This window comes from Halomicrobium sp. IBSBa (genome assembly GCF_017612575.1).
Taxonomy (GTDB): domain Archaea; phylum Halobacteriota; class Halobacteria; order Halobacteriales; family Haloarculaceae; genus Halomicrobium.
In genome coordinates this window covers 277,260-297,065 of record NZ_JADPQC010000001.1, presented here as the reverse complement: position 1 = coordinate 297,065, position 19,806 = coordinate 277,260, and the positions used below count along the sequence as shown (strand labels likewise).

Sequence of the window (19,806 nt, the reverse complement as noted above, 5' to 3'; positions counted from 1 at the left end):
CCCAACAGCTAAGCCGAGCCGTCTACTGGATAGCCCCATGCCGGCGATCGAAACGACGGGGCTCACGAAGGAGTACGGCGACCTCGACGCGCTGTCGGGACTGTCGCTGACGGTCGGGGAGGGCGAGCTGTTCGCGCTGCTCGGCCCGAACGGATCGGGCAAGACCACGACGATCGAGATACTGACCGGCCAGCGGACGCCCACGTCGGGCACGGAGACCGTGCTGGGCCACGATCCCGTCGCCGAGCCGATGGCGGTCCGTCGGGCGATCGGGACGCTGCCCGAGCGGGAGGACCCGCCGAGCTTCCTCACGCCGCGGGAGTTCCTCGAATTCGTCTGCGAGGTCCGGGAGCTGTCCGATCCGGACGCACACGTCGAGCGGTGGGCCGAGCGACTGTCGTTCGCCGAGACGCTCGACACCCTGTCGACGAACCTCTCGGAGGGCCAGCGCCAGCGCGTGATGCTCGCCGCCGCCTTCGTCCACGAGCCGGAACTGGTCTTCATCGACGAGCCGCTGGTCAACCTCGACCCGATCATGCAAGAACAGGTCAAGCGCCACCTCGCCGACTACTGCGCCGAGGGCAACACGATCTTCCTCTCGACGCACTTCGTCGAGGTGGCCCAGGAGCTGTGTACCAGCGTCGGTATCGTCTCCGACGGCCGGCTGGTCGCGACCTGCGATCCCCGCGAGTTCGACGACGGCGAGTTGCTGGACGTGTTCGTCGCGGAGGTCGACGCCGAGCGCGAGGCGGTCGTCGGATGACGGCGTCCAACCAGACGCTGCTGTCGTGGATGGTCCGCGAGGAGTGGCGACTCCACAGCGAGCTGTTCGGCGGCCGTCGGTTCGCGGGGTTCCCGCTGGCGATCGGCGCACTCACGGCGCTGGGAACCGCGCTGCTGGCAGCCACCGGGACCCAGTCCGCGGCCGTCCTCGCCGGGCTGCACGCGCTGGTGGCGCTGTTCGGTCTCCAGGTCGGGACGATCGGTCTCGTCGGCCGGGACGCCCTGCGGGACGTGCTGGGCGACGTGACGCTGTTGCTCTTCTCCGCGCGGACGCTCCCGCTGTCGATGAAACGGCTCCTCGGCCTCTTCCTCGTGAAGGAGGTCCTCTACTACTCGGGGCTGTTCGTCACTCCCGTGCTGGCGGGGTTCGGCGTGGTCGCCGTCGGCCGCGGGATGGCACCCGCGACGGTCGCACTCGCCTGGCTGACGGTGACGCTGGCGTTCGCGCTCGGCGCGACGGCCAGCCTCGCACTCGCGGCGCTGGCCGCGCGGAACGCGCTCGCGGTCGGCGTCGCGTTGGCCGCTGGCGTGGTCGCGGTCGTCGCCACCGGCACCGATCCCGTCGCGCTGACGCCGTACCGGCTGTTCACCGATCCGTCCGTGGCGGGCGTCGTCGTCGCGGTGGTCCCGCCGCTCGCTCTCGGCGGCCTCGGGATCGCGCTGTTCGAGCCGACCGAAGACGACGGCGAGGACGGCCGCCACCGCCGGCTGGATCGCCTGCTGGTCGCCGTCGCGCCCGACGGGCTGACGCGCCGCCCGCTGCTCGCCGTCGCGCGCTCGGCGGGCTCGGTCTGGAAGGTCCTGTTCTCGATGGGCGTCCTCTTCGGCGTCACGGCGCTGGTGCTCCGGCAGGTGACGGCCGCGACGGGTATCGAACCGGGCGTCGGCATCGCTTTCGGCACGCTGCTGGGCCTGGGCGGGTTCACGACCTACAGCTGGGTGACCCAGTTCGGGGACCCACGCGAGTACCTCCGGTACCCCGTCAGCTACGACGCGGTGTTTCGCGGCGCGTTGCGGGCGTACCTCCTGCTGTCGGTCGGGGCGTCGCTGCTCTATCTCGCGGTCGCGCTGCTGTGGTACCCTCTGGCCGAGGTCGCGCTGGGTGCCGTCGTTCAGCCGCTGGTCGCGCTGTACGTCTTCGGCGTGACTGCGGCGGTGACCGGGCTCTCGCCAAACGAGTTGCTGTTCGATACGCCGCGGTTCGCGCTGTTCGGCGCCGCCCTCGCCGCGCTGGCGACGCCGCTCGTGGTCGCCGCGCTGGCGGTGCGCGTCGACCCGCTCCTCGTGCGCGTCGTCGCCGTGGCGATCGCACTCGTCGGCGCGGTCGTGGGTCTGGTGCTGACGAGACGCGCCGGGCCGCGGTGGACGAGCGTCTTCCGCGAGTGAGGCTGTCGTCGGGGTGTGCCAGTGGACACGGTGGCGACACGACTGCATCGAGTATCTATAAGTGTCCGTTCACGCAATACCACGATAATCGAACTGGTGTCCCACGTGACAACGCCAAGTAGCGGTCGAGAACAACTCAGTGTCCTCGTCGTCGACGACAGCGAATTCTTCGCGGAGATGACCGCCGAGACGCTGGCCGAGGACCACGACTTCGGCACGCACGCGGCCAGCGACCCGAAGGCGGCTCTCGACTACTTCTCTGACAACGACGTGGACTGTATCGTGAGCGACTACGAGATGCCCGGCATGGACGGCCTGGAGTTTCTCGATGCGGTCAGGGAACGCGAGCCCGACATCCCTTTTATTCTCCTCACCGGACGCGGCGACGAGGAGGTCGCCAGCGAGGCCATCGCCGCGGGCGTCACCGACTACCTGCTGAAGCTCGAAGTCGTCGAAGACAAGCAGTACGGACGCCTGGCAAACCGGATTCGCAACGTCGTCTCGAAGCGCCGCACTCAGGCCAAGTACGAGCTGCTGGTCGACACCTCTCCGGACCTGATCGCACAGGTCGCCGAGGACGGGACGATCCTCGCAGCCAACCCGGCGATGGCCGAGTTCACCGACATCAGCCGGGAGGAACTCGTCGGCCAGACGCTGGCTGCGGTCCTCGGGGCGGTCGGCGAGGACCGGACTGCGGTCGGCCAGTCCGTCATCGAGGACGGCGATCCGACCCACGCGGAAGACCAGATCGACGGCCGGTCGTTTCACAACATCTACGTCCCGATCGACGTACACAGCCACCGGCCGTCGTTCCAGCTGGTCTCTCGGGACATCACGGAGCGCGTCGAGCGCGAACGGGAGCTCAAGCGCCAGAACGAGCGCCTCGAAGAGTTCGCCAGCGTCGTCAGCCACGACATGCGGAATCCGCTCAACGTGGCCCAGTCCGCACTCCAGCTGTTAGAGAAAGATAGGGGCGACGACGCCGAGCTTCAGGCGAGACTGACGCGCTCGCTCGACCGGATGGAGTCGCTGATCGACGACGTGTTGACACTCGCTCGCGAGGGCGAGACCGTCGACGACCCCAGCGTCGTCGACCTGGGCACGATCGCCCGCGAGAGCTGGATGGTGACCGACAGCGGCGAGGCGGAACTGGTGGTCGACTCCACGGCCCGGATTCAGGCCGACGACGGCCGTCTCGGGAGCATCTTCTCGAACCTCTACGGGAACGCCGTCGACCACGGCTGTCCTCCGTCGGACGCCGAGGACGCCGAGGACGCCGATCCGGTGACTATCACCGTCAGCGTGACCGACGACGGGTTCGTCGTCGCCGACGACGGCTGTGGCATGGACCTCTCGACGGACGACGACCCCTTCGAGATGGGATACTCGACCGATACCGAGGGGACAGGCATGGGACTTACTATCGTCGAGCGCGTGGCCGAGGCCCACGGCTGGTCGGTCGAGCTGGGCGAGAGCGAGGACGGCGGCCTGGCCGTCGAGATCAGCGGCGTCACCTTCGTCGACTGACCGGTCGGCCTTTGGCGATCCAGTCCGTAGCGTCCCTCGATGAGCCGCGGCGTGATCGTCGATCTCGACGGAACGGTGTATCACGGCGACGACCTCGTCTCTGGGGCCGCGACGGCCGTCGACTCCCTCAGGGCCGTCAGCGAGTCGCTCCTCTTCTTCTCGAACAACCCGACCCGGAGCGGTGCGGCCTACGTCGACCGACTCGCCGACCTCGGTGTGACGGTCCGTCCGGGCGAGGCCTGTTCGGCGGCCGACGTGACCGCCGAGTACCTCCGGGCCCGCCACGCCGACGACGACGTGTTTCTCGTCGGCACGGACAGCATCGCGGAGATTCTCGACACCGAAGGGGTGGCGCTCACCGACGAGCCCGAGCGAGCCGACGTGTTGCTCGCGGGGTGGAGTCCCGACTTCCACTACGACGACATGGTCGACGCCCTCCGGGCCTACGACGAGGCCGTGACCTTCCTCGGAACGGATCCAGATCGCACGTTTCCCGGTGAGAACGGCCTGCCGACGCCGGGGTCGGGAGCCATCGTCAACGCGGTCGCCGGTGTCCTCGAAGCGGAGCCCGACCTGATCCTCGGCAAGCCGTCGCGACAGGCGACACAGGCGGCACTCGACAGGCTGGACGTTCCGGCGTCGGACTGTCTCGTGATCGGGGATCGCCTCTCGACGGACATCGCGATGGGCGAACGGGCCGGCATGGAGACCGCGCTGGTGCTCTCGGGTGCCACGACGCGAGCGGATCTCGCCGACAGCGACGTGGCACCCGATCACGTCCTCGACTCGATCGCCGAGATCGACACCGTTCTCTCCGACCGCTGAACTCTCTTCTTGTCGATTGCCTGACGAGGATCTGTCAGTTTACCATCTGATTTATTGTCGCCGGCTGTGTCACTCTCTAACGCGCTCTCGGCGAGCGCGGTGTTTCCAATGAGTGACATCCTCATGATCGTCGGCGACTTCGGCGAAGACTACGAGATAATGGTTCCCTTCCAGGCGCTGCAGATGGTCGGCCACGAGGTCGACGCGGTCTGTCCGGAGAAGGAGGCCGGCGAGACGATCAAGACGGCCGTCCACGACTTCCGGGGCGACCAGACCTACATGGAGAGCCGCGGGCACAACTTCGAGCTGAACGCGACGCTGGCCGACGTGACGCCCAGCGACTACGACGCGCTGGTCGTGCCGGGCGGGCGCGCGCCGGAGTATCTCCGGACCCACGAGCCGGTGCTCGACGCCGTGCGGCACTTCTTCGAGGCGGACAAGCCCGTCGCCTCGCTGTGTCACGGCCCACAGATTCTGGCGGCTGCCGGCGTCCTCGACGGGTACGAGATGACGTCTTTCCCCGCCGTCCGGGCGGAGTGTGAGGCGGCCGGGTGCTCGTGGGTCGACGAGGTCGTCACCGACGACAACCTCGTCACCGGCCAGGCCTGGCCGGACCACGACGAGTGGCTCGCACAGTTCCTCGATCTGCTGGGGACCGACATCAGTCACGGCGAACCGGTCGCGGCGGACGACTGACGGTCCGTCCGCGGCGACCCGGCGGTTCCCAGAATAAACTCTAAACAATGTGGCTGTGTGGTGTGGTCGAATGCTTTTTTAGACCGGTCGACAAACGGGATGACATGGCAGACAAAGACGACCTCAGAGAGCAGTTCACCGAAGCGTTCGAGGAAGCCGACTACCCGATCTCCAGTCCGATGGACCTCGTCCCGGCCCTGCCCAACGGGCCGTCGACGAAGTTCGAGTCCGGCGACTTCTCGATGACGGCCATGGAGCTCAACACCAAGCTCGGCGGGGACTTCCCCTACGACAGCGTCGACGAGTTCGTCGACAGCGTGATGGAACAGCTCGACGACCAGGACCTGCTGTAGGTCGTTCCCGTCGCTGATTTTGTCGTCCAGCCGGACAGAGAGCCGCCGGCTCGTCGCGCAGACGGTTCGGCCGCCCGGACACAGACTGTGAGCGACGGCCCGACCGGATGCTGGCACTTATGCCGGCGGTGACCCTAGCCGGCACATGGTCGTCGCGACAGCCGTCGACACGTTCGGCCCGTTCCTGATCCCGGCGACGCTGTTCGTCGTCGGCGTGGCCGGCTACGCGGTGCTGTGGATCCTGACCGGTCAGCAGCGAAAGTGGGCCGCCGACGACGGCGACGGCGTCCGGAGTCAGGACGGCTCGGAGCCGCCCGAGCGCTGAGCGCGAGCGGTCGAACGGCGCGGCCGAACCCTCGGCAACGATACTTATTTCCTTGCGATGGCCCTACCCGAGAGTGAATGTTGAGCGCGAAGATGGAGGACTACCTGAAAGCCCTCTACCAGCTCCAGCGTGACGAGGAGGGGCCGGTCTCGACCTCGTCGCTGGCCGACGCACTCGACGTGACGCCGCCGACGGCATCGAGCATGCTCGATACGCTCGCCGACGCCGGCTTCGTCGAGCGCGAGAAGTACAAGGGAGCACACCTCTCACCGGAGGGCGAGACCGTCGCGCTCGAAGTCGTCCGCCACCACCGGCTGCTGGAGACGTACCTCACCGAACACCTGGGGTACGACTGGTCGGAGGTCCACGACGAGGCCGACCGGCTCGAACACCACATCAGCGAGGAGTTCGAGCGCCGCGTCGCGGCCGCGCTGGGCGACCCCGAGGTCGATCCCCACGGCGACCCGATCCCCAGCGAGACCCTGGAGCCCCTCGACGAGGAGTTCGGCGAGACGCTGGGCGAACACGAGACCGGCGACGAGGTCGTCGTCGAGCGGATCAGCGACCGGGACCCCGACGAGCTGGCGTACCTCTCCGAGCGGGGCATCGCCCCAGAGAGCCGCCTGGAAGTCGTCGACGTGGCTCCGATCGGGATGGTCACCGTCGCAATCGACGGCCGCGAGGTCTCGCTGCCCGACCGCGTCGCAGAACTGATACACGTTCGGCCCGTTGCTACAGAAGAGAACGCGGGCACTGCCTGACCATGGACACGCTCGACGACACGGATCGCCAGATCCTCGAACTGCTGTTAGAAGACGCCCGCCGGCCTTACAGCGAGATCGGCGACGCGGTCGATCTGTCCGGGCCCGCGGTGTCGGACCGGATCGAACGGCTACAGGAGCGCGGGCTGTTGCGACGGTTCACGGTGGAACTCGACCGCCAGATGCTCCGAGAGGGCGTCTCCGTCCTCGTGGAACTGACCGTCGATCCGGACATCGCCGCCGACGTGGCGACGCGGCTGGGCACCGTCGACGCCGTCGAACACGTGCTTCGGACCGTCGACGCGCGACTCCTCTTTACGGCGACGGTGCCCGAGGCCGACGTAACGTCGCTGCTCGAAGAGTGGGACCTGCTCCAGTACGTCCACGAATTCGACGTGCGCGTCCTCGCCGACACCGTCTGGTCGCCCAGCGTCGGCTCTGCCGAACTGGCTCCGACCTGTGTCGAGTGTGGCAACACCGTCGACGACGAGGGGACGAGCCGCGTCCTCGACGGGACGGAGTATTACTTCTGCTGTGAGTCCTGTGAGTCACAGTTCGTCGAGACGTACGACCAGCTCCGGGACGGTATGTGAGCGGTTTGGAAGCGATCGTTCCGGGCCACTATTCCCTTTGACTCGAAACTCTGGCCTGCTAGAGCCATTGGTTTCGAAGGGGCAAACCGCATGAAACAGGAGCCCGTATCGATACACAAGATGAGTACCAGGACGACCCGTCTGTCGGTGACGGGAATGAGCTGTGCGAACTGTGCAGCCACGATCGAGGACGCCCTCGATGCCCTCGATGGAGTCGCATCGGCCGACGTCAACGCGGCCACCGACGAGGCGCGCGTCGAGTACGACCCCGAGGTCACGTCGCTGTCGGCGATCTACGACGCCGTCGAGTCGGCCGGCTACGGTGCCGTCGACGAGACGGTCTCGGTCGGCATCACGGACATGTCGTGTGCCAACTGTGCCGAGGCCAACGCGGAGTCGCTACTGGCGACGCCCGGCGTCGTCGCGGCCGACGTGAACTACGCCACCGACGAGGCACAGGTCCGGTACAACCCGGCCGAGGCGGACCGCTCGGACCTGTACGAGGCGATCGAGTCGGCGGGCTACACGCCGGTCCGGGAGGACGGAGCCGACGGCGGAGACGGCGGGGACGGCCGCGACCAGCGCGACCTCGCGCGGCAGGAAGAGATCCGCCGCCAGCTTCGCCTCACGCTCTTTGGCGGCGCGCTCTCGGTCCCGCTGTTGGTGATGCTGGTCGATCACGTCCTCGGGCTGGGACTGCTCGGCGATTCGCTGGCTGGCGTCGACGTGGGCTGGTTCGCCTTCGCGCTCGCGACGCCGGTCCAGATCGCGCTCGGGAAGCCCTTCTACGTCAACTCCTACCGTGCGCTGGTGCGCAACGGTCGAGCGAACATGGACGTGCTGATCGCGCTTGGCTCGTCGACGGCGTACGTCTACAGCGTCGCGGCCCTGATCGGGCTGATCCCCGGTGCGGGGCTGTACTTCGACACGGCCGCGCTGATCCTCGTGTTCATCACGCTTGGCAACTACCTCGAAGCCCGCTCGAAGGGCCAGGCCGGCGAGGCGATCCGCTCGCTGCTGGAGATGGAGGCCGAGACCGCCACGGTCGTCCACGAAGACGGCCGTGAGGAGGAGGAGGTCCCGCTGGAAGCGGTCGCGGTCGGCGACCGGCTGAAGGTCCGGCCCGGCGAGAAGGTCCCGACCGACGGCGTCGTCGTCGACGGCGAATCCGCGGTCGACGAGTCGATGGTCACCGGCGAGTCCGTCCCGGTCGAGAAAGCCGAGGGCGACGAGGTGATCGGATCGACGATCAACGAGAACGGCGCGCTCGTCGTCGAGGCGACGAAGGTCGGCGAGGAGACGGCGATCCAGCAGATCGTCGCTCGCGTCCGTGACGCCCAGTCGCGTCAGCCAGACATCCAGCGGATCGCCGACCGCATCTCGGCGTACTTCGTCCCGGCGGTCATCGCCAACGCCCTGCTGTGGGGCGTCCTGTGGTGGCAGTTCCCCGCCGTCCTGGGCGGGTTCGTCGACGCGCTGCCCGTGTGGGGGCTGCTGGGCGGCGGCCCCGAGGCAGTGGGCGGTCCGATCGGCGTCACCGAGTTCGCGATCGTCGTGTTCGCCAGCGCCGTCCTGATCGCTTGTCCCTGTGCGCTGGGCCTGGCGACGCCGGCCGCGACGATGGTCGGCACCGCAATCGGTGCCCAACACGGCGTCCTCTTCGAGGGCGGCGACATCCTCGAACGGGTCCGCGACGTCGACGCCGTGGTCTTCGACAAGACGGGGACGCTCACCGAGGGCGAGATGGAACTGACCGACGTCGTGGCGCTCGATCCGGCCGCGCCCGACGGTGGCGTCCAGCGCGAGGCGCGCGACGAGCCGACGGCCTTCGACGAGGACGACGTGCTCGCGCTGGCCGCCAGCGCCGAGCAGGAGAGCGAGCACCCGCTGGCCGAGGCGATCGTCGAGGGTGCACGCGAGCGCGGCCTCGACATCGAGTCGCCCGAGTCCTTCGAGAACGTCCCCGGCAAGGGGGTGCGAGCGACGATCGATCGCGGGGAGGTGTTCGTCGGGAGCCCCCGACTGCTGGACGCCAACGGCATCGACCCGACCCCCGCCGACTCGGACCGCGAGCGACTCGAATCGGAGGGGAAGACGGCGATGCTCGTCGGATTCCGTCCCCGCGACGCGGACGGCGAAATCGACGAGCGGGCCGGCCGCGTGGTCGGTGTCGTCGCCGACGCGGACACGATCAAACCCTCCGCGAGCGACGCCGTCGCCGACCTGCGAGACCGCGATCTCGACGTGTGGCTGATCACCGGCGACAACGAGCGGACGGCTCGCGCGGTCGCCCGTGAGGTCGGGATCGACCCGGACAACGTCATGGCCGAGGTGCTCCCCGAAGACAAGGCCGACGCCGTCGACGAGATCCAGGCCGACGGGCGCGAGGCGATGATGGTCGGCGACGGCGTCAACGACGCCCCGGCGCTGGCGACCGCGGCCGTCGGCTGTGCGATCGGTTCGGGCACCGACGTGGCGATCGAAGCGGCCGACGTGACGCTGATGCGAGACGATCCGGCGGACGTGCTGAAGGCGATCCGCGTCTCGGAAGCGACGCTACAGAAGATCAAGCAGAACCTCGTCTGGGCGCTTGGGTACAACACGCTGATGATCCCGCTGGCGTCGCTGGGCCTGCTCCAGCCGGTGCTCGCTGCCGGTGCCATGGCGCTGTCCAGCGTCTCCGTGCTGACCAACAGCCTGCTGTTCCGCAGCTACGTCCCCGACACCGACTACCAGCTGTTGGGCCGGCTGCGCTAGATCCCGCGTTCGTCTGTCGGTGAGATGTCGTAGCGCTTGAGGAACTGCTGGATCGCCTCGTCCGGTCCGACGAGTGTGAGGTGTTCCTCGCCGGTGAACTCTCGCTGGGGATCGGTTGTGACCATCTCATCCGACCCGTCGTCGATGGCGATCACCCGACAGCCGGTCTGTTCGTAGATACCCGAGGTCGCGAGTGTCTGGCCCGCGAACTGTGTTGCCGGGACGCGGACGAGCCGAATCTGGCTCGCCGGTGCGAGCACTTCCTCACCCCGGAGTTCCCGAGCGACCATTCGTGCGCTCACCCGAGGCACCGACAACACGTAGTCGGCACCGGCACTGAGAGCCTTCCGCGTCGCGTCGGTGTCGCTGACCCGCACGAGAATCTCGATGTCGTCGTCCAGCGAGCGGGTCAGTACCGTCGCCAGCAGCGACGCCGAGTCGTCGGGCAGGCCGACGACGATCGCGCCCGCAGTCTCGATCCCCGCCTCGCGGAGCGTCGTTTTCGAGGTTGCATCGCCGACGATGTCCACCTCGTCACCCTCCTCGATGTCGATCGTCACCGCGTCGATCCCCGCCTCGTCGATGGCCGCGCGGGCGGCCTGCCCGACTTCTCCCTGGCCGGCGACGACGATCCGATCGTGCCGTCTGATCGTCCGAGAGGGCTGGGTCACGCTCCCGAACGCCTCCAACGCTTCGTGATCACCAGAGAGGAGCAACACGGTGTTCTGGCGGATGACCGCGCCAGGGTCCGGAGGGAGCTGGAGCTCGCCGTCGATCCAGGCCCCGATGACGTTCGCGCCCGTTCGTTCCCTGATGTTCGTGTCCCGGAGCCGTTTCCCGATGAGGCGGCTGTCGTGATCGACGGGAATCTCCGTGACCTCCATGTCCGCGCCGAGTTCGATCGTGTCTGTCAGCTTCGAACTGAACGACGAGATTGCTTTTTCCGCGAGGCGGTGGCCGAGAACGCCGTGTGGCGAGAGGACGCTGTCGGCTCCGGCCTGAGTGAGCACGTCTTCGGCGTCGCTGTCGTCTGTCAGCGCGATCACGTCGACGTCGTCTCTGATCGACCGCACCGTCAGGATCGTGTTGACGTTCGCGTCACCGGCGTCCGTGATCACCGCCCGTGCGCTGTCGATACTCGCACGCCGAAAGCTCTCGGCGTCCTGTGGGGAGCCGTGGATCGCGGAGTACCCCTCGTCAGAGAGGTCTTTCGCCTCTTGCTCGTCCGAAGACACCAGGACGTAGTCGATGTCCAGCTCCCGGAGTTCGTCGAGCAATACGGCAGAGTCGCGCCGGTACTCGCAGATGATGACGTGGTCCTGTTTGGGTGTAAGCCGATCGTCGAGGTTCACCTCTGCGCCGGTAAACAGCGGGATGATCACGAGCCGGAGCGTGAAAAAGCCGATTCCGATCCCCGACAGCTGCGTCAGCGCGACGAACACGAGCGTGATCGGATGTGTCCACAGACTCGAGTCCTGGCCGTAGCCGGTGGTCGTCATCGTCTGGACGACCCACTCGAACGACGCGAAGATCGACTGGTCGACGCCTTCCAGACGCGCCATCAGGGTGTTGTAGACCAGTGCGTAGATAAGGACCAGTGCTGTCAGTCCGAGGACGTAGTAGACGACGAGTCGGTCCCGACGCGAGAGTTCGATGTCGGTGACCCGTTCGGGGAGCGAAACCATCTCTGATCTGATTCCTGCTCGCCGGTAAAAAGGTTTTATTACGCCGAACTTTCGGCGACAGTCGATCGCTTCGATATTTCCGTTACTGACCACCGCACTTCTCCGATACTCTCAAGCGGCACGCGACCTGAGACGCTCCTATACTGTGGCCCGGACCGACACTATCGAAGAGACCGACGACCAGCGAACCGGTAGCGAGACCGTGCGCCGGCCGACCGGACTGAGCGTCCGATTGCGTGCGCTCTGGCGCGCGGTCGTCATCTCCTGGCAGTTCGTCCCGTTCGCGATCACCCTCCTGCGTGATCGCCGTCGATACCTCCTCTTCGGTCGGTCGCGCGAAGTGACCAGTGCCCAGCAGGCCCGGCGAGCGCGGGCTCTGAAAGCGACGTTCGTCGACCTCGGCCCCGCGTTCGTCAAGATCGGGCAGATGCTCTCGACGCGGCCCGACGCGCTGCCGGCGGCCTACGTCGACGTGCTCGCTGAGCTTCAGGACCAGGTCCCGCCGGCCCCCTGGGCGGAGATCGAGCCGGTGATCGAGCGGGAACTGGGACCGATCGATTCGGTGTTCGAGACGTTCGACACCGAGCCGATCAGCGGCGCGAGCCTCGGACAGGTGTACGTCGGCGAGGTCGACGGGGACCGGGTCGCGGTGAAAGTCCTCCGGCCGAACGTCCGTCGTCGCGTCGAGTCGGACCTCCGAGTCGTGGCGACGCTGACGCCGGTCCTGCGCTGGGCGTCGCCGCCGGGCCAGGCGTTCACGCTCGGGAACCTCGCCGAGGAGTTCACGGTGACCATCCGCGAGGAGATGGACTACGCCCACGAGGCCCGCCGGCTCGACACCGTCCGCGAGAACTTCGCCGCGGTCGACGACGTGTGTATCCCCGACTCGCTGCCAGAGTACTCGACCGACCGCGTCCTCACGATGCGCTACGTCGAGGGGACGAAGATCGACGACGTGGCCGCGATCGACGAGTTGGGGGTCGACCGCGAGCGCATCGTCACGCGCCTGACCGAAATCTACATCAAGATGATCGTCGAGGACGGCGTCTTCCACGCCGACCCCCACCCCGGCAACCTCGCCGTACAGGACGACGGCACGATCGTCTTCTACGACTTCGGGATGACCGGCCAGCTCGGGCCGGAGACTCGCGCTCACCTCGTCGACTTCTACGTCGGCATCGCGACCGACGACATCGATCAGGTGATCGACTCGTTCGTCGCCATGGAGGCGCTGGACCCGACGGCCGACCGCCAGATGGTGCGCGAACTGTTCGAGATCGCCTTCGAGCAGTTCCGTGGGGCCGATCTGGACGAGTTCGACGTCGAGGGGATCATCGCCGAGTTCGAGGGCGCGATGTACGAGTTCCCGATGCGGATCCCGCAGGATCTGGCCCACGTCGTCCGCGTGACGACAGTTCTGGACGGCGTGACCCGGACGCTCGCCCCCGAGTTCGACTTCATCGAAGTCGTCACGGACTACGTCCTCGAACGGGGGATGGCGAGTGGCGGCGAGGAGATCCGCGAGCGCGTGACCGACCAGCTGCGAGCCAGCGCACGGGCGACCGTCGCGGTCCCGCCCCGACTCGACGACGCCCTGGCGAAGGTCGAGCGGGGCGAGCTAGCGCTGTCGACGGTGATCGAGGACGACCGCGGTGCCTTCCGCAGGATGGCACGGCGGCTCGTCTACGGGCTCTGTGTCAGCGTCGGCCTCCTCGCGATCGCGGGGCTCTACGCGATGGGGGCGCTGCGGGCCCTCGTCGCCGTAAGCGGGCTGACGGCGCTGTTCGCTCTCGCGCTCGTCTGGTCGTTTCGCGGTCGGCGCGGTCCCGGCCTGGGCGCGTCGCCGCAGTTCACCCGCCAGGAGATGCGCCGCCGACAGAGCGGCGAGGAGTAGCGCTCACAGCTCGCTGTCGGCGGCTCGCGTCCGCAGTTCGTCTGCTCGCTCTCGGATCGCCGTCAGCTGATCGTCGTCCTTGTCGTCGAGGTGGCTGTAGACGAGTCCCATCCGGTGGTTCGACCGGAGCTGTGACTCGTTACGGTCGAGGAAGTCCCAGTACAGCGCGTTGAACGGACACGCTCGCTCCCCGGTCGTCTTCGTCTTGTAGTACGGACAGTCGCTGCAGTGGTCGCTCATCTTGTCGACGTAGTTCGCCGAGGCGGCGTAGGGCTTCGTGGCGAACGCACCCGAGCCGTACAGCCCCATCTCGACGACGTTGGGCGTCGTGACCCAGTGGAAAGCGTCGACGTAGGCTGCGTGGAACCAGCGGTTGAGCTGTGCCGGCTCGACACCGAGCAGCAACGAGAAGTTCGACAGCAGCATGAGCCGCTCGATGTGGTGTGCGTAGCCCCGCTTGCGGACGCCGTCGATGGCCGCGTCCAGACAGGCCATGTCCGTCTCGCCCGTCCAGAAGAACTCCGGGAGGTCCTCGCTCGCATCCAGCTGGTTGGCCGTCGCCAGCTCGGGCATCTCCCGACGGTAGACGTGTCGGACGAACTCTCGCCACCCGATCACCTGCCGGACGAACCCCTCGACGCTGTGCAGCGGTGCGTCACCGGTCTCGTAGGCCTCGATCGCGCGCTCGACGACCTCCGCAGGCCCCAGCAGTCCGAGGTTCAGCGAAGTCGACAGCAGGCTGTGCGCCATCGCCCACTCGCGCTCGACCATCGCGTCCTGATACGCCCCGAAGTCGGCGAGGCGATCCTCGACGAACGCGTCCAGCGCCCGAACTGCCTGCCGTCGCGTCACCGGCCACCGGAACGGCTCCGGATCGGCCCAGTCACCGCCGTAGGGCGCTCGCTCGTAGCTACCGTCGAAGTGGTCGCGAACCCACGACTGGACCCGACGCGTCGTCTCGTCGGGTTCGAACGTCGGCACCGCTGGGGGCTCCCAGTCGTCGGGCGGCGTCTCGCGGTTCTGCTCGTCGTAGTTCCACTCGCCACCGACCGGATCGTCGCCGTCCATCAGGTAACCGGTTTCCCGGCGCATCGATCGGTAGAACGACTCGTGACGGTACGGCGGGCCGTCCGTCCACTCGTCGAAGGTCGCTGGCGCACAGAGGAACCGCTCGTCCGGTACTGTCGTGAGCGTCCCGCCGTGTCGCTCGATCAGCGTCCGCAGCCGCTCGGTGCCGCCGTGACTCGCCGGGGTCATCGTCACGAGATCGTCGTCGGGATGGCGCTCGAGATGGCTCTCGAACCCGTCTTCGAACGTCTCCTCTCGGTGGTAGTCGACGGTCCGGCCCGCTTCGCGCAACGCGTCCCGGAAGTGACGCATCGCACTGAACACGAGCGTCGGCTTGTGCGGGTGGTAGGGCAGCCGACGGAGGAACTCCCTGGACTCGATCATCACCACGCGATCGTCCGGCCGGTCGGCGAGTGGACCGAATCGCCGGGACAGCTGGTCGCCAAGCACCAGCACAGTCATTGCGAACCACTCTGTCGCATGTCTCCATCTTTGCCCACACGAACCATGAACACCACCCCAACGAACGTTGGTCGTCGCCGCTTCGACGCCGGTAGATTCCCCGACGAGCCGTGTTTCGCTGTCGCGTGTCATCGCACCCCATCCGGCGGGATTCCCCGTGTTCGGCCACCTTATCCGTCTCCTTCCCCTACTCCACTGTGTCTATGAGTGACTCCCTGAACCGACGGACGCTCCTCCGTAGTACCGGTGCAATCGCTGCAGCAGGTCTTCTCGCTGGCTGTAGTGGAGACGGCGGCGACGCCACCGAGAGCGCGACCGACGACGAGATGACCGAAAGCGCCACCGAAGAAGAGATGACTGAGAGTGCGACCGAGAGCGGTGGCTCGTCGATGGAAGCCGGCGACGAGGTCGCTAACTATCTCGGCGAAACGTCGAACTTCGACGGGACGGTCGCAGACATGACCGGTCAGGACACCGTCACCGTCACGGTCGGTGCAGAGGCCAACGGCGGCGCGTTCGGGTACGACCCCGCTGCCGTCCAGATCTCTTCGGGCACGACGGTCGAGTTCGAGTGGACTGGCAATGGCGGCACCCACAACGTGAAGTCCGAGGGTGACGGTCCGCTGGACTCCGGTGGCGCAGTCAACACCGAGGGCGTCGAGTACGAGCACACCTTCGAATCGAGCGGTACTTACCTCTACTACTGTACGCCCCACAAGTCGCTGGGGATGAAGGGCGCGATCGTCGTCGAGTGACGATCTGGCCGACTTCAGCCTCGCGACAGTCGTCTCGCCGCCAGCGGGTGGCGACACCGCTCACGGATCGACGCGTCTCAAACGCGGTCGGTCCCACTACTTCTCGTGACGTACAGCGAGTACGCGATGATCCCGAAGCCGACGAAGGTCAACGCGCTCTCGACGACCAGTGCCACCGACGGATCGGCGATCAACTGATCGGCGATGCCGGCCAGCAGCGAGCCGAGCGTGACGACGCCGAATCCGGCCGCGAGGTACAGCAGTCCGGACGCGCCGGTCCTGTACCCCGCTTTCGCGGCCAAATACGTGATCAACGCACCGAGCGCCAGCGTGCCCGTCTTGAAGACGATGACGACGAGCGGTATCTCCGTGTTCATAGTTCCTCACTGATCTGTGACCAGAAGCGCGCGAGGCGCTCGTCCGGTGTCTCCTCGTGGTCGACGACGTCCACGTCGAACGATTCGTCGCCGTCGAAGGCCACGAACACGCCCCTGAAGTCCCTGACGAACTGCGTCGTGTGGTGGCCGTCGTCCCGGACCTTCGTTCGCTCGGCGACCAGCGCTGCGTCGCTCAGCGTCTCCAGTTTCCGGTAGGCACTCGTCCGCGAGAGATCACACTCGTCGGCGACCCCCTTGGCCGTCATCGGGTCGTCGAGCGCGGCGACGATCGTCCGGCAGTCGGGATCGGCCAGTGCATCGAACAGGGCCTGTTCGGACGGCACCTCGTCAGTCATGCGTCTCTGTGGGCGCGTGGCCGCCGCGGTCGCGTCCGACCGGACCAGACGGAACAGGACTGTCTGCCAGTCGGGTGGAGGCTTGGGAATGGTAGCGGTCCGAGTCGGACGGCCGGGAACCGCGTGCGGCGTGCCCACCGTAGTATCATCCCCACAATGTAAAGGGAAAAGTCATGCTTTCCAGATTCTGCAAACCGGAGATCCCCTTTAGGGGCGAGCCCCCGGTAGCCTCACTCGCTATGCGACGGTCCCTCTCCAGACGACAGCTCCTCCAGGGCGTATCGTTCGCGTCGATCCCGGCACTCGCCGCCCGTCTCGGCTCCGCTCGGTCCGGTTCACCCGCGACGACTAGTCCGCCGACGACGACAGCGACACCCTCGTCGACCGACGCCCCGGTCGACGACCTCGACGCGTGGCTCGCCGACGCCAACGGCTACGACGGGGGCTCCCGAAACGTCGGCTACGACGACCTGGTCGAGATTCTGGTCGGACACCCGATCGAGGGCGACGGCTACGCCTTCGACCCGCCCGCGGTCACCGTCACGCCCGGCACGACGGTGGTGTGGCGGTGGCTCGACCACGGCGGCCCACACAACGTCGTCGCGGTCGACGGCAGTTTCGACAGCGGCGACGCCACCGACCGGCCAAACGAGACCTACTCTCACCACTTCGAGACGACCGGCGTGTACCCCTACGTCTCCGAACCCCGGCGCGAAGACGGCCTGAAAGGCGTGATCCGGGTCCGGAAGCCACCGGAGAGTGGCTATCCCGATCTCGACCACTGGCTCGTCGACGTCGACGGCTGGGACGGGAGCCTCGCCGACCGCACGGGCTCGGACGCGGTCTCCGTGACCGTCGGCAGCCCCGGCAACGGCGGCAACTTCGGGTTCGATCCGCTCGCACTCAAGTGTTCGACCGGAACCACCGTCGCGTTCGAGTGGACCGGCGACGGTGGCGCACACAACATCGGATTCCAGGGCGACATCGAGAAGTCGGACATCTACAGCGAGAGCGGCCGCCACTTCGAAGTGACCCTCGACGAACCAGGCGTCTACCTGTACGCCTGCCGCCCCCACGAGGGACTCGGCCAGCGCGGCGGTATCGTCGTCGAGGAGTAACCACGTTCTCGTCGTATCTGTCGCGCCCGCCGTGACAGCGAGAACCGTTTTCCGGTCGGTCGTCGCTACACTCCTCCCTGCACGGGCGTGGCGGGATTCGAACCACGGTCGGACGTGCTCGCTTCGCTGCGCGCGACCTCCCTGATTCGAATCCCGTTCCGGTTCGCTCCCTGCGGTCGCTGCACGGGCGTGGCGGGATTCGAACCCGCGATCGAGGGGTTAGGAACCCCTCGCCCTCGTCCACTAGGCCACACGCCCCTATCAGTCGGTGTGTGAGAGCCCTCAAAAACGCTGCTGTTCCGCCGTGGAGGGCAGGCGCTAAACGGTGGATGGATGGAGAAGGGATTGGGAACCTGTCGGGACCGTCGCGGGCGTTACTCGGTGGCTGTCTCGGAGGCAGTCTCCGAAGCGGTGTCGTCGGCGGTCGTCTCGACGAACTCGGAGTCGGGCTCCTCGGTCGCGCCCTGACTCTCGCCTGGCCCCTCGCGGATCTCTTCGAGTTCCTGCTCGACTTCCTCGCGGCCTTTCTGGAACTCGCCCATCGCCTCACCCGTCGAGCGAGCGAGCTTCGGGATCTTGTTTGCACCGAACAGCAGGACCGCGATCAGGAGAATGATCATCATCTCCTGGGTCCCCGGTAAACCGATCTGCAGTAGGGTTGCTACCATTGTAGCAGGACTTAGCGTGAGGTCTAATATAGGCTTTTTGCTCACCCTGATCGACGAACCGTATCGCTCGGGAGGTTCTGGAACGCAAACGACTTGATCTGGTACCCGCTACGGGTCAGTGATGGTCTCTACTGGTGACGAAGCGCCGTCGTTTACGGCACCGCTGGCGAATGGTGACATCGAGTCGTTCACGCTCGCAGACCGCCTCAACGAGGCACCGATCGTCCTCGCTTTCTTCCCCGGTGCGTTCACCGGCGTCTGCACCCACGAGATGAACACGTTCCAGGATCGCCTCGACGACTTCAGCGAGGCCGGCGCGAGCGTGTACGGCGTCAGCATCGACACGCCGTTCTCACAGAACGAGTTCCGCGACAAGCTCGGTCTGGAGTTCGACCTGCTCAGCGACTCGAACCGCGAGATCGTCGACGAGTGGGGCCTCTCGATGGACTTCGACGAACTGGGCGTCGACGGCGTCGCCAAACGCTCTGTCTTCGTCATCGACGGCGACGGTGTCGTCCAGTACGCCTGGGTGAGCGACGATCCCGGCGTCGAGCCGGCGTACGACGAAGTGCTCGACGCCGTCGACGCTATCTGAGGAGCGGGCGACTGGCTCGCTGCGTTCGGTAGGCCGGGGCTACCGAGTGCGTCAGGCTTCGCCGTACACCGGGACCGCAGCGCCGCTGGTGACGGTGGCTCCCTCGGAGCAGAGGAACAGCATCATCGTCGCGATATCGTCCGGATCGACCCACGTCTCGAAGTCGGCGTCGGGCATCATCTCGCGGTTCATCGGCGTGTCGATGACACTCGGCATGACCGCGTTGGCCCGGACGACTCCCTCGTTTTCTGCGGCGATCGTCTCGGTCAGGAGTCGCACGCCGGCCTTGGTCGCACGGTAGATCCCGTCGCCCGCGCCACCCTCCAGCGAGGAGCGCGCCGAGACCGAGACGACGGCACCCTCACTCTCCCGGAGGTGCGGGAGGGCGTGTTTCGACGCCAGAAACATCGTCTTGAGGTTCACGTCGAACAGGAAGTCGAACGTGTCGGCGTCGGTCTCGTGGATCGGATCGCCGCCGCGCCACGTCCCGGCGATGTTACAGAGGGCGTCGAGACGGCCGTGCTCTTCGACCACGCTGGCCACGATGTCGGCCACGTCGTCCTCGTCGGTGAAATCGCCCTGGTAGTAGTCGATTGCCGCCGTCTCGTCGAGCAGGAAGTCCTCGCTCTCCGGAGCGACGATGTCGGCACCACAGACCGTCGCACCGGCGTCGTCGAACGCACGAGCGACGGCACCACCGAGAGCACCGCCGACGCCGGTCACCAGTACGACGCTGCCGTCGAAATCAAAGTCGACTGACATAGGAGATAGCTCGGGCCGACAGCGGATAAAACCCAGTCTGGATACCGACGGCGGCGCTCG

Annotated in this window: 20 protein-coding genes and 1 tRNA gene; 14 read left to right on the top strand and 7 right to left on the bottom strand. The window is 66.9% G+C overall.

Annotated features, from left to right (window positions below):
* The first annotated feature begins 37 nt into the window (after nt 1-37).
* The 10 genes from IL252_RS01630 (at nt 38) to IL252_RS01585 (ending at nt 10,006) form a co-directional block, all read left to right on the top strand.
* Nucleotides 38-763 carry an ABC transporter ATP-binding protein gene (locus IL252_RS01630; RefSeq protein ID WP_208626187.1) on the top strand — a complete coding sequence of 242 codons (726 nt, stop codon included), beginning with the start codon at nt 38-40 and terminating at the stop codon, nt 761-763.
* On the top strand, nt 760-2,169 hold the full coding sequence (locus IL252_RS01625) for a hypothetical protein (RefSeq protein WP_208626185.1): 1,410 nt from the start codon (nt 760-762) through the stop codon (nt 2,167-2,169). Before IL252_RS01630 ends, IL252_RS01625 begins: the two co-directional genes overlap by 4 nt.
* Nucleotides 2,170-2,274: 105 nt before the next feature.
* Nucleotides 2,275-3,696, top strand: a complete 1,422-nt coding sequence (locus IL252_RS01620; protein WP_244256704.1) for a response regulator — start codon at nt 2,275-2,277, stop codon at nt 3,694-3,696.
* A 39-nt stretch (nt 3,697-3,735) separates the two neighbouring features.
* The gene (locus tag IL252_RS01615) at nt 3,736-4,521 is read left to right on the top strand and encodes an HAD-IIA family hydrolase (RefSeq protein ID WP_208626180.1); all 786 of its coding nucleotides are present in this window, start codon (nt 3,736-3,738) and stop codon (nt 4,519-4,521) included.
* A gap of 108 nt (nt 4,522-4,629) precedes the next feature.
* Nucleotides 4,630-5,217 carry a DJ-1/PfpI family protein gene (locus tag IL252_RS01610; RefSeq protein ID WP_170094644.1) on the top strand — a complete coding sequence of 196 codons (588 nt, stop codon included), beginning with the start codon at nt 4,630-4,632 and terminating at the stop codon, nt 5,215-5,217.
* A 104-nt stretch (nt 5,218-5,321) separates the two neighbouring features.
* The gene (locus IL252_RS01605; protein ID WP_153553756.1) at nt 5,322-5,570 is read left to right on the top strand and encodes an MTH865 family protein; all 249 of its coding nucleotides are present in this window, start codon (nt 5,322-5,324) and stop codon (nt 5,568-5,570) included.
* A 145-nt stretch (nt 5,571-5,715) separates the two neighbouring features.
* A complete protein-coding gene (locus IL252_RS01600; protein WP_153553755.1) occupies nt 5,716-5,895 on the top strand; it encodes a hypothetical protein in 180 nt (59 codons plus the stop codon).
* 77 nt (nt 5,896-5,972) lie between these two features.
* Nucleotides 5,973-6,656 (top strand): metal-dependent transcriptional regulator, encoded by a 684-nt coding sequence (locus IL252_RS01595; protein ID WP_208626178.1) that lies wholly within the window; start codon nt 5,973-5,975, stop codon nt 6,654-6,656.
* A gap of 2 nt (nt 6,657-6,658) precedes the next feature.
* Entirely contained in the window at nt 6,659-7,249 is a 591-nt protein-coding gene (locus tag IL252_RS01590; protein WP_208626176.1) for an AsnC family transcriptional regulator, read from the top strand.
* 120 nt (nt 7,250-7,369) lie between these two features.
* Complete coding sequence (locus tag IL252_RS01585) at nt 7,370-10,006, top strand: heavy metal translocating P-type ATPase (protein ID WP_208626174.1); 2,637 nt, start codon at nt 7,370-7,372, stop codon at nt 10,004-10,006.
* On the opposite strand, the gene IL252_RS01580 is transcribed toward IL252_RS01585, so the two are convergent.
* The gene (locus tag IL252_RS01580; RefSeq protein WP_208626172.1) at nt 10,003-11,691 is read right to left on the bottom strand and encodes an NAD-binding protein; all 1,689 of its coding nucleotides are present in this window, start codon (nt 11,689-11,691) and stop codon (nt 10,003-10,005) included. The two genes, IL252_RS01585 and IL252_RS01580, sit on opposite strands and share 4 nt — an antisense overlap.
* A gap of 145 nt (nt 11,692-11,836) precedes the next feature.
* Here IL252_RS01580 and IL252_RS01575 point away from each other — a divergent pair, with 145 nt between their 5' ends.
* Nucleotides 11,837-13,585 carry an AarF/ABC1/UbiB kinase family protein gene (locus IL252_RS01575; protein WP_208626170.1) on the top strand — a complete coding sequence of 583 codons (1,749 nt, stop codon included), beginning with the start codon at nt 11,837-11,839 and terminating at the stop codon, nt 13,583-13,585.
* A 3-nt stretch (nt 13,586-13,588) separates the two neighbouring features.
* Here the strand turns inward: IL252_RS01575 and IL252_RS01570 are convergent, their stop codons facing one another.
* Nucleotides 13,589-15,115: a cryptochrome/photolyase family protein gene (locus IL252_RS01570; RefSeq protein ID WP_208626169.1), complete on the bottom strand. Its 1,527-nt coding sequence runs from the start codon at nt 15,113-15,115 to the stop codon at nt 13,589-13,591.
* 203 nt (nt 15,116-15,318) lie between these two features.
* Here IL252_RS01570 and IL252_RS01565 point away from each other — a divergent pair, with 203 nt between their 5' ends.
* A complete protein-coding gene (locus IL252_RS01565; protein WP_208626167.1) occupies nt 15,319-15,870 on the top strand; it encodes a halocyanin domain-containing protein in 552 nt (183 codons plus the stop codon).
* Between the two features lie 77 nt (nt 15,871-15,947).
* On the opposite strand, the gene IL252_RS01560 is transcribed toward IL252_RS01565, so the two are convergent.
* Both IL252_RS01560 and IL252_RS01555 read right to left on the bottom strand, forming a co-directional pair.
* On the bottom strand, nt 15,948-16,247 hold the full coding sequence (locus IL252_RS01560; protein ID WP_170094633.1) for a hypothetical protein: 300 nt from the start codon (nt 16,245-16,247) through the stop codon (nt 15,948-15,950).
* On the bottom strand, nt 16,244-16,603 hold the full coding sequence (locus tag IL252_RS01555; protein ID WP_208626165.1) for a helix-turn-helix domain-containing protein: 360 nt from the start codon (nt 16,601-16,603) through the stop codon (nt 16,244-16,246). The genes IL252_RS01560 and IL252_RS01555 overlap by 4 nt, the downstream gene beginning before the upstream one ends.
* Before the next feature lie 239 nt (nt 16,604-16,842).
* Here IL252_RS01555 and IL252_RS01550 point away from each other — a divergent pair, with 239 nt between their 5' ends.
* Entirely contained in the window at nt 16,843-17,721 is an 879-nt protein-coding gene (locus IL252_RS01550; RefSeq protein WP_208626162.1) for a halocyanin domain-containing protein, read from the top strand.
* 184 nt (nt 17,722-17,905) lie between these two features.
* Here the strand turns inward: IL252_RS01550 and IL252_RS01545 are convergent.
* Nucleotides 17,906-17,979, bottom strand: a tRNA-Arg gene (locus IL252_RS01545).
* A gap of 116 nt (nt 17,980-18,095) precedes the next feature.
* Nucleotides 18,096-18,389: a twin-arginine translocase TatA/TatE family subunit gene (locus IL252_RS01540; protein WP_015763632.1), complete on the bottom strand. Its 294-nt coding sequence runs from the start codon at nt 18,387-18,389 to the stop codon at nt 18,096-18,098.
* Between the two features lie 121 nt (nt 18,390-18,510).
* On the opposite strand from IL252_RS01540, the gene IL252_RS01535 reads away from it, so the two are divergent.
* A complete protein-coding gene (locus IL252_RS01535; RefSeq protein ID WP_208626160.1) occupies nt 18,511-18,984 on the top strand; it encodes a redoxin domain-containing protein in 474 nt (157 codons plus the stop codon).
* Between the two features lie 51 nt (nt 18,985-19,035).
* On the opposite strand, the gene IL252_RS01530 is transcribed toward IL252_RS01535, so the two are convergent.
* Nucleotides 19,036-19,746: an SDR family oxidoreductase gene (locus tag IL252_RS01530; protein ID WP_208626157.1), complete on the bottom strand. Its 711-nt coding sequence runs from the start codon at nt 19,744-19,746 to the stop codon at nt 19,036-19,038.
* Nucleotides 19,747-19,806 lie beyond the last annotated feature (60 nt).

Coding starts and splice junctions, on each gene's coding strand:
- IL252_RS01630 (WP_208626187.1), top strand. CDS start 38: ATGCCGGCGATCGAAACGACGGGGCTCACGAAGGAGTACGGCGACCTC.
- IL252_RS01625 (WP_208626185.1), top strand. CDS start 760: ATGACGGCGTCCAACCAGACGCTGCTGTCGTGGATGGTCCGCGAGGAG.
- IL252_RS01615 (WP_208626180.1), top strand. CDS start 3,736: ATGAGCCGCGGCGTGATCGTCGATCTCGACGGAACGGTGTATCACGGC.
- IL252_RS01610 (WP_170094644.1), top strand. CDS start 4,630: ATGAGTGACATCCTCATGATCGTCGGCGACTTCGGCGAAGACTACGAG.
- IL252_RS01605 (WP_153553756.1), top strand. CDS start 5,322: ATGGCAGACAAAGACGACCTCAGAGAGCAGTTCACCGAAGCGTTCGAG.
- IL252_RS01600 (WP_153553755.1), top strand. CDS start 5,716: ATGGTCGTCGCGACAGCCGTCGACACGTTCGGCCCGTTCCTGATCCCG.
- IL252_RS01595 (WP_208626178.1), top strand. CDS start 5,973: ATGTTGAGCGCGAAGATGGAGGACTACCTGAAAGCCCTCTACCAGCTC.
- IL252_RS01590 (WP_208626176.1), top strand. CDS start 6,659: ATGGACACGCTCGACGACACGGATCGCCAGATCCTCGAACTGCTGTTA.
- IL252_RS01585 (WP_208626174.1), top strand. CDS start 7,370: ATGAGTACCAGGACGACCCGTCTGTCGGTGACGGGAATGAGCTGTGCG.
- IL252_RS01580 (WP_208626172.1), bottom strand. CDS start 11,691: ATGGTTTCGCTCCCCGAACGGGTCACCGACATCGAACTCTCGCGTCGG.
- IL252_RS01570 (WP_208626169.1), bottom strand. CDS start 15,115: ATGACTGTGCTGGTGCTTGGCGACCAGCTGTCCCGGCGATTCGGTCCA.
- IL252_RS01565 (WP_208626167.1), top strand. CDS start 15,319: ATGAGTGACTCCCTGAACCGACGGACGCTCCTCCGTAGTACCGGTGCA.
- IL252_RS01560 (WP_170094633.1), bottom strand. CDS start 16,247: ATGAACACGGAGATACCGCTCGTCGTCATCGTCTTCAAGACGGGCACG.
- IL252_RS01555 (WP_208626165.1), bottom strand. CDS start 16,603: ATGACTGACGAGGTGCCGTCCGAACAGGCCCTGTTCGATGCACTGGCC.
- IL252_RS01550 (WP_208626162.1), top strand. CDS start 16,843: ATGCGACGGTCCCTCTCCAGACGACAGCTCCTCCAGGGCGTATCGTTC.
- IL252_RS01540 (WP_015763632.1), bottom strand. CDS start 18,389: ATGGTAGCAACCCTACTGCAGATCGGTTTACCGGGGACCCAGGAGATG.
- IL252_RS01535 (WP_208626160.1), top strand. CDS start 18,511: ATGGTCTCTACTGGTGACGAAGCGCCGTCGTTTACGGCACCGCTGGCG.
- IL252_RS01530 (WP_208626157.1), bottom strand. CDS start 19,746: ATGTCAGTCGACTTTGATTTCGACGGCAGCGTCGTACTGGTGACCGGC.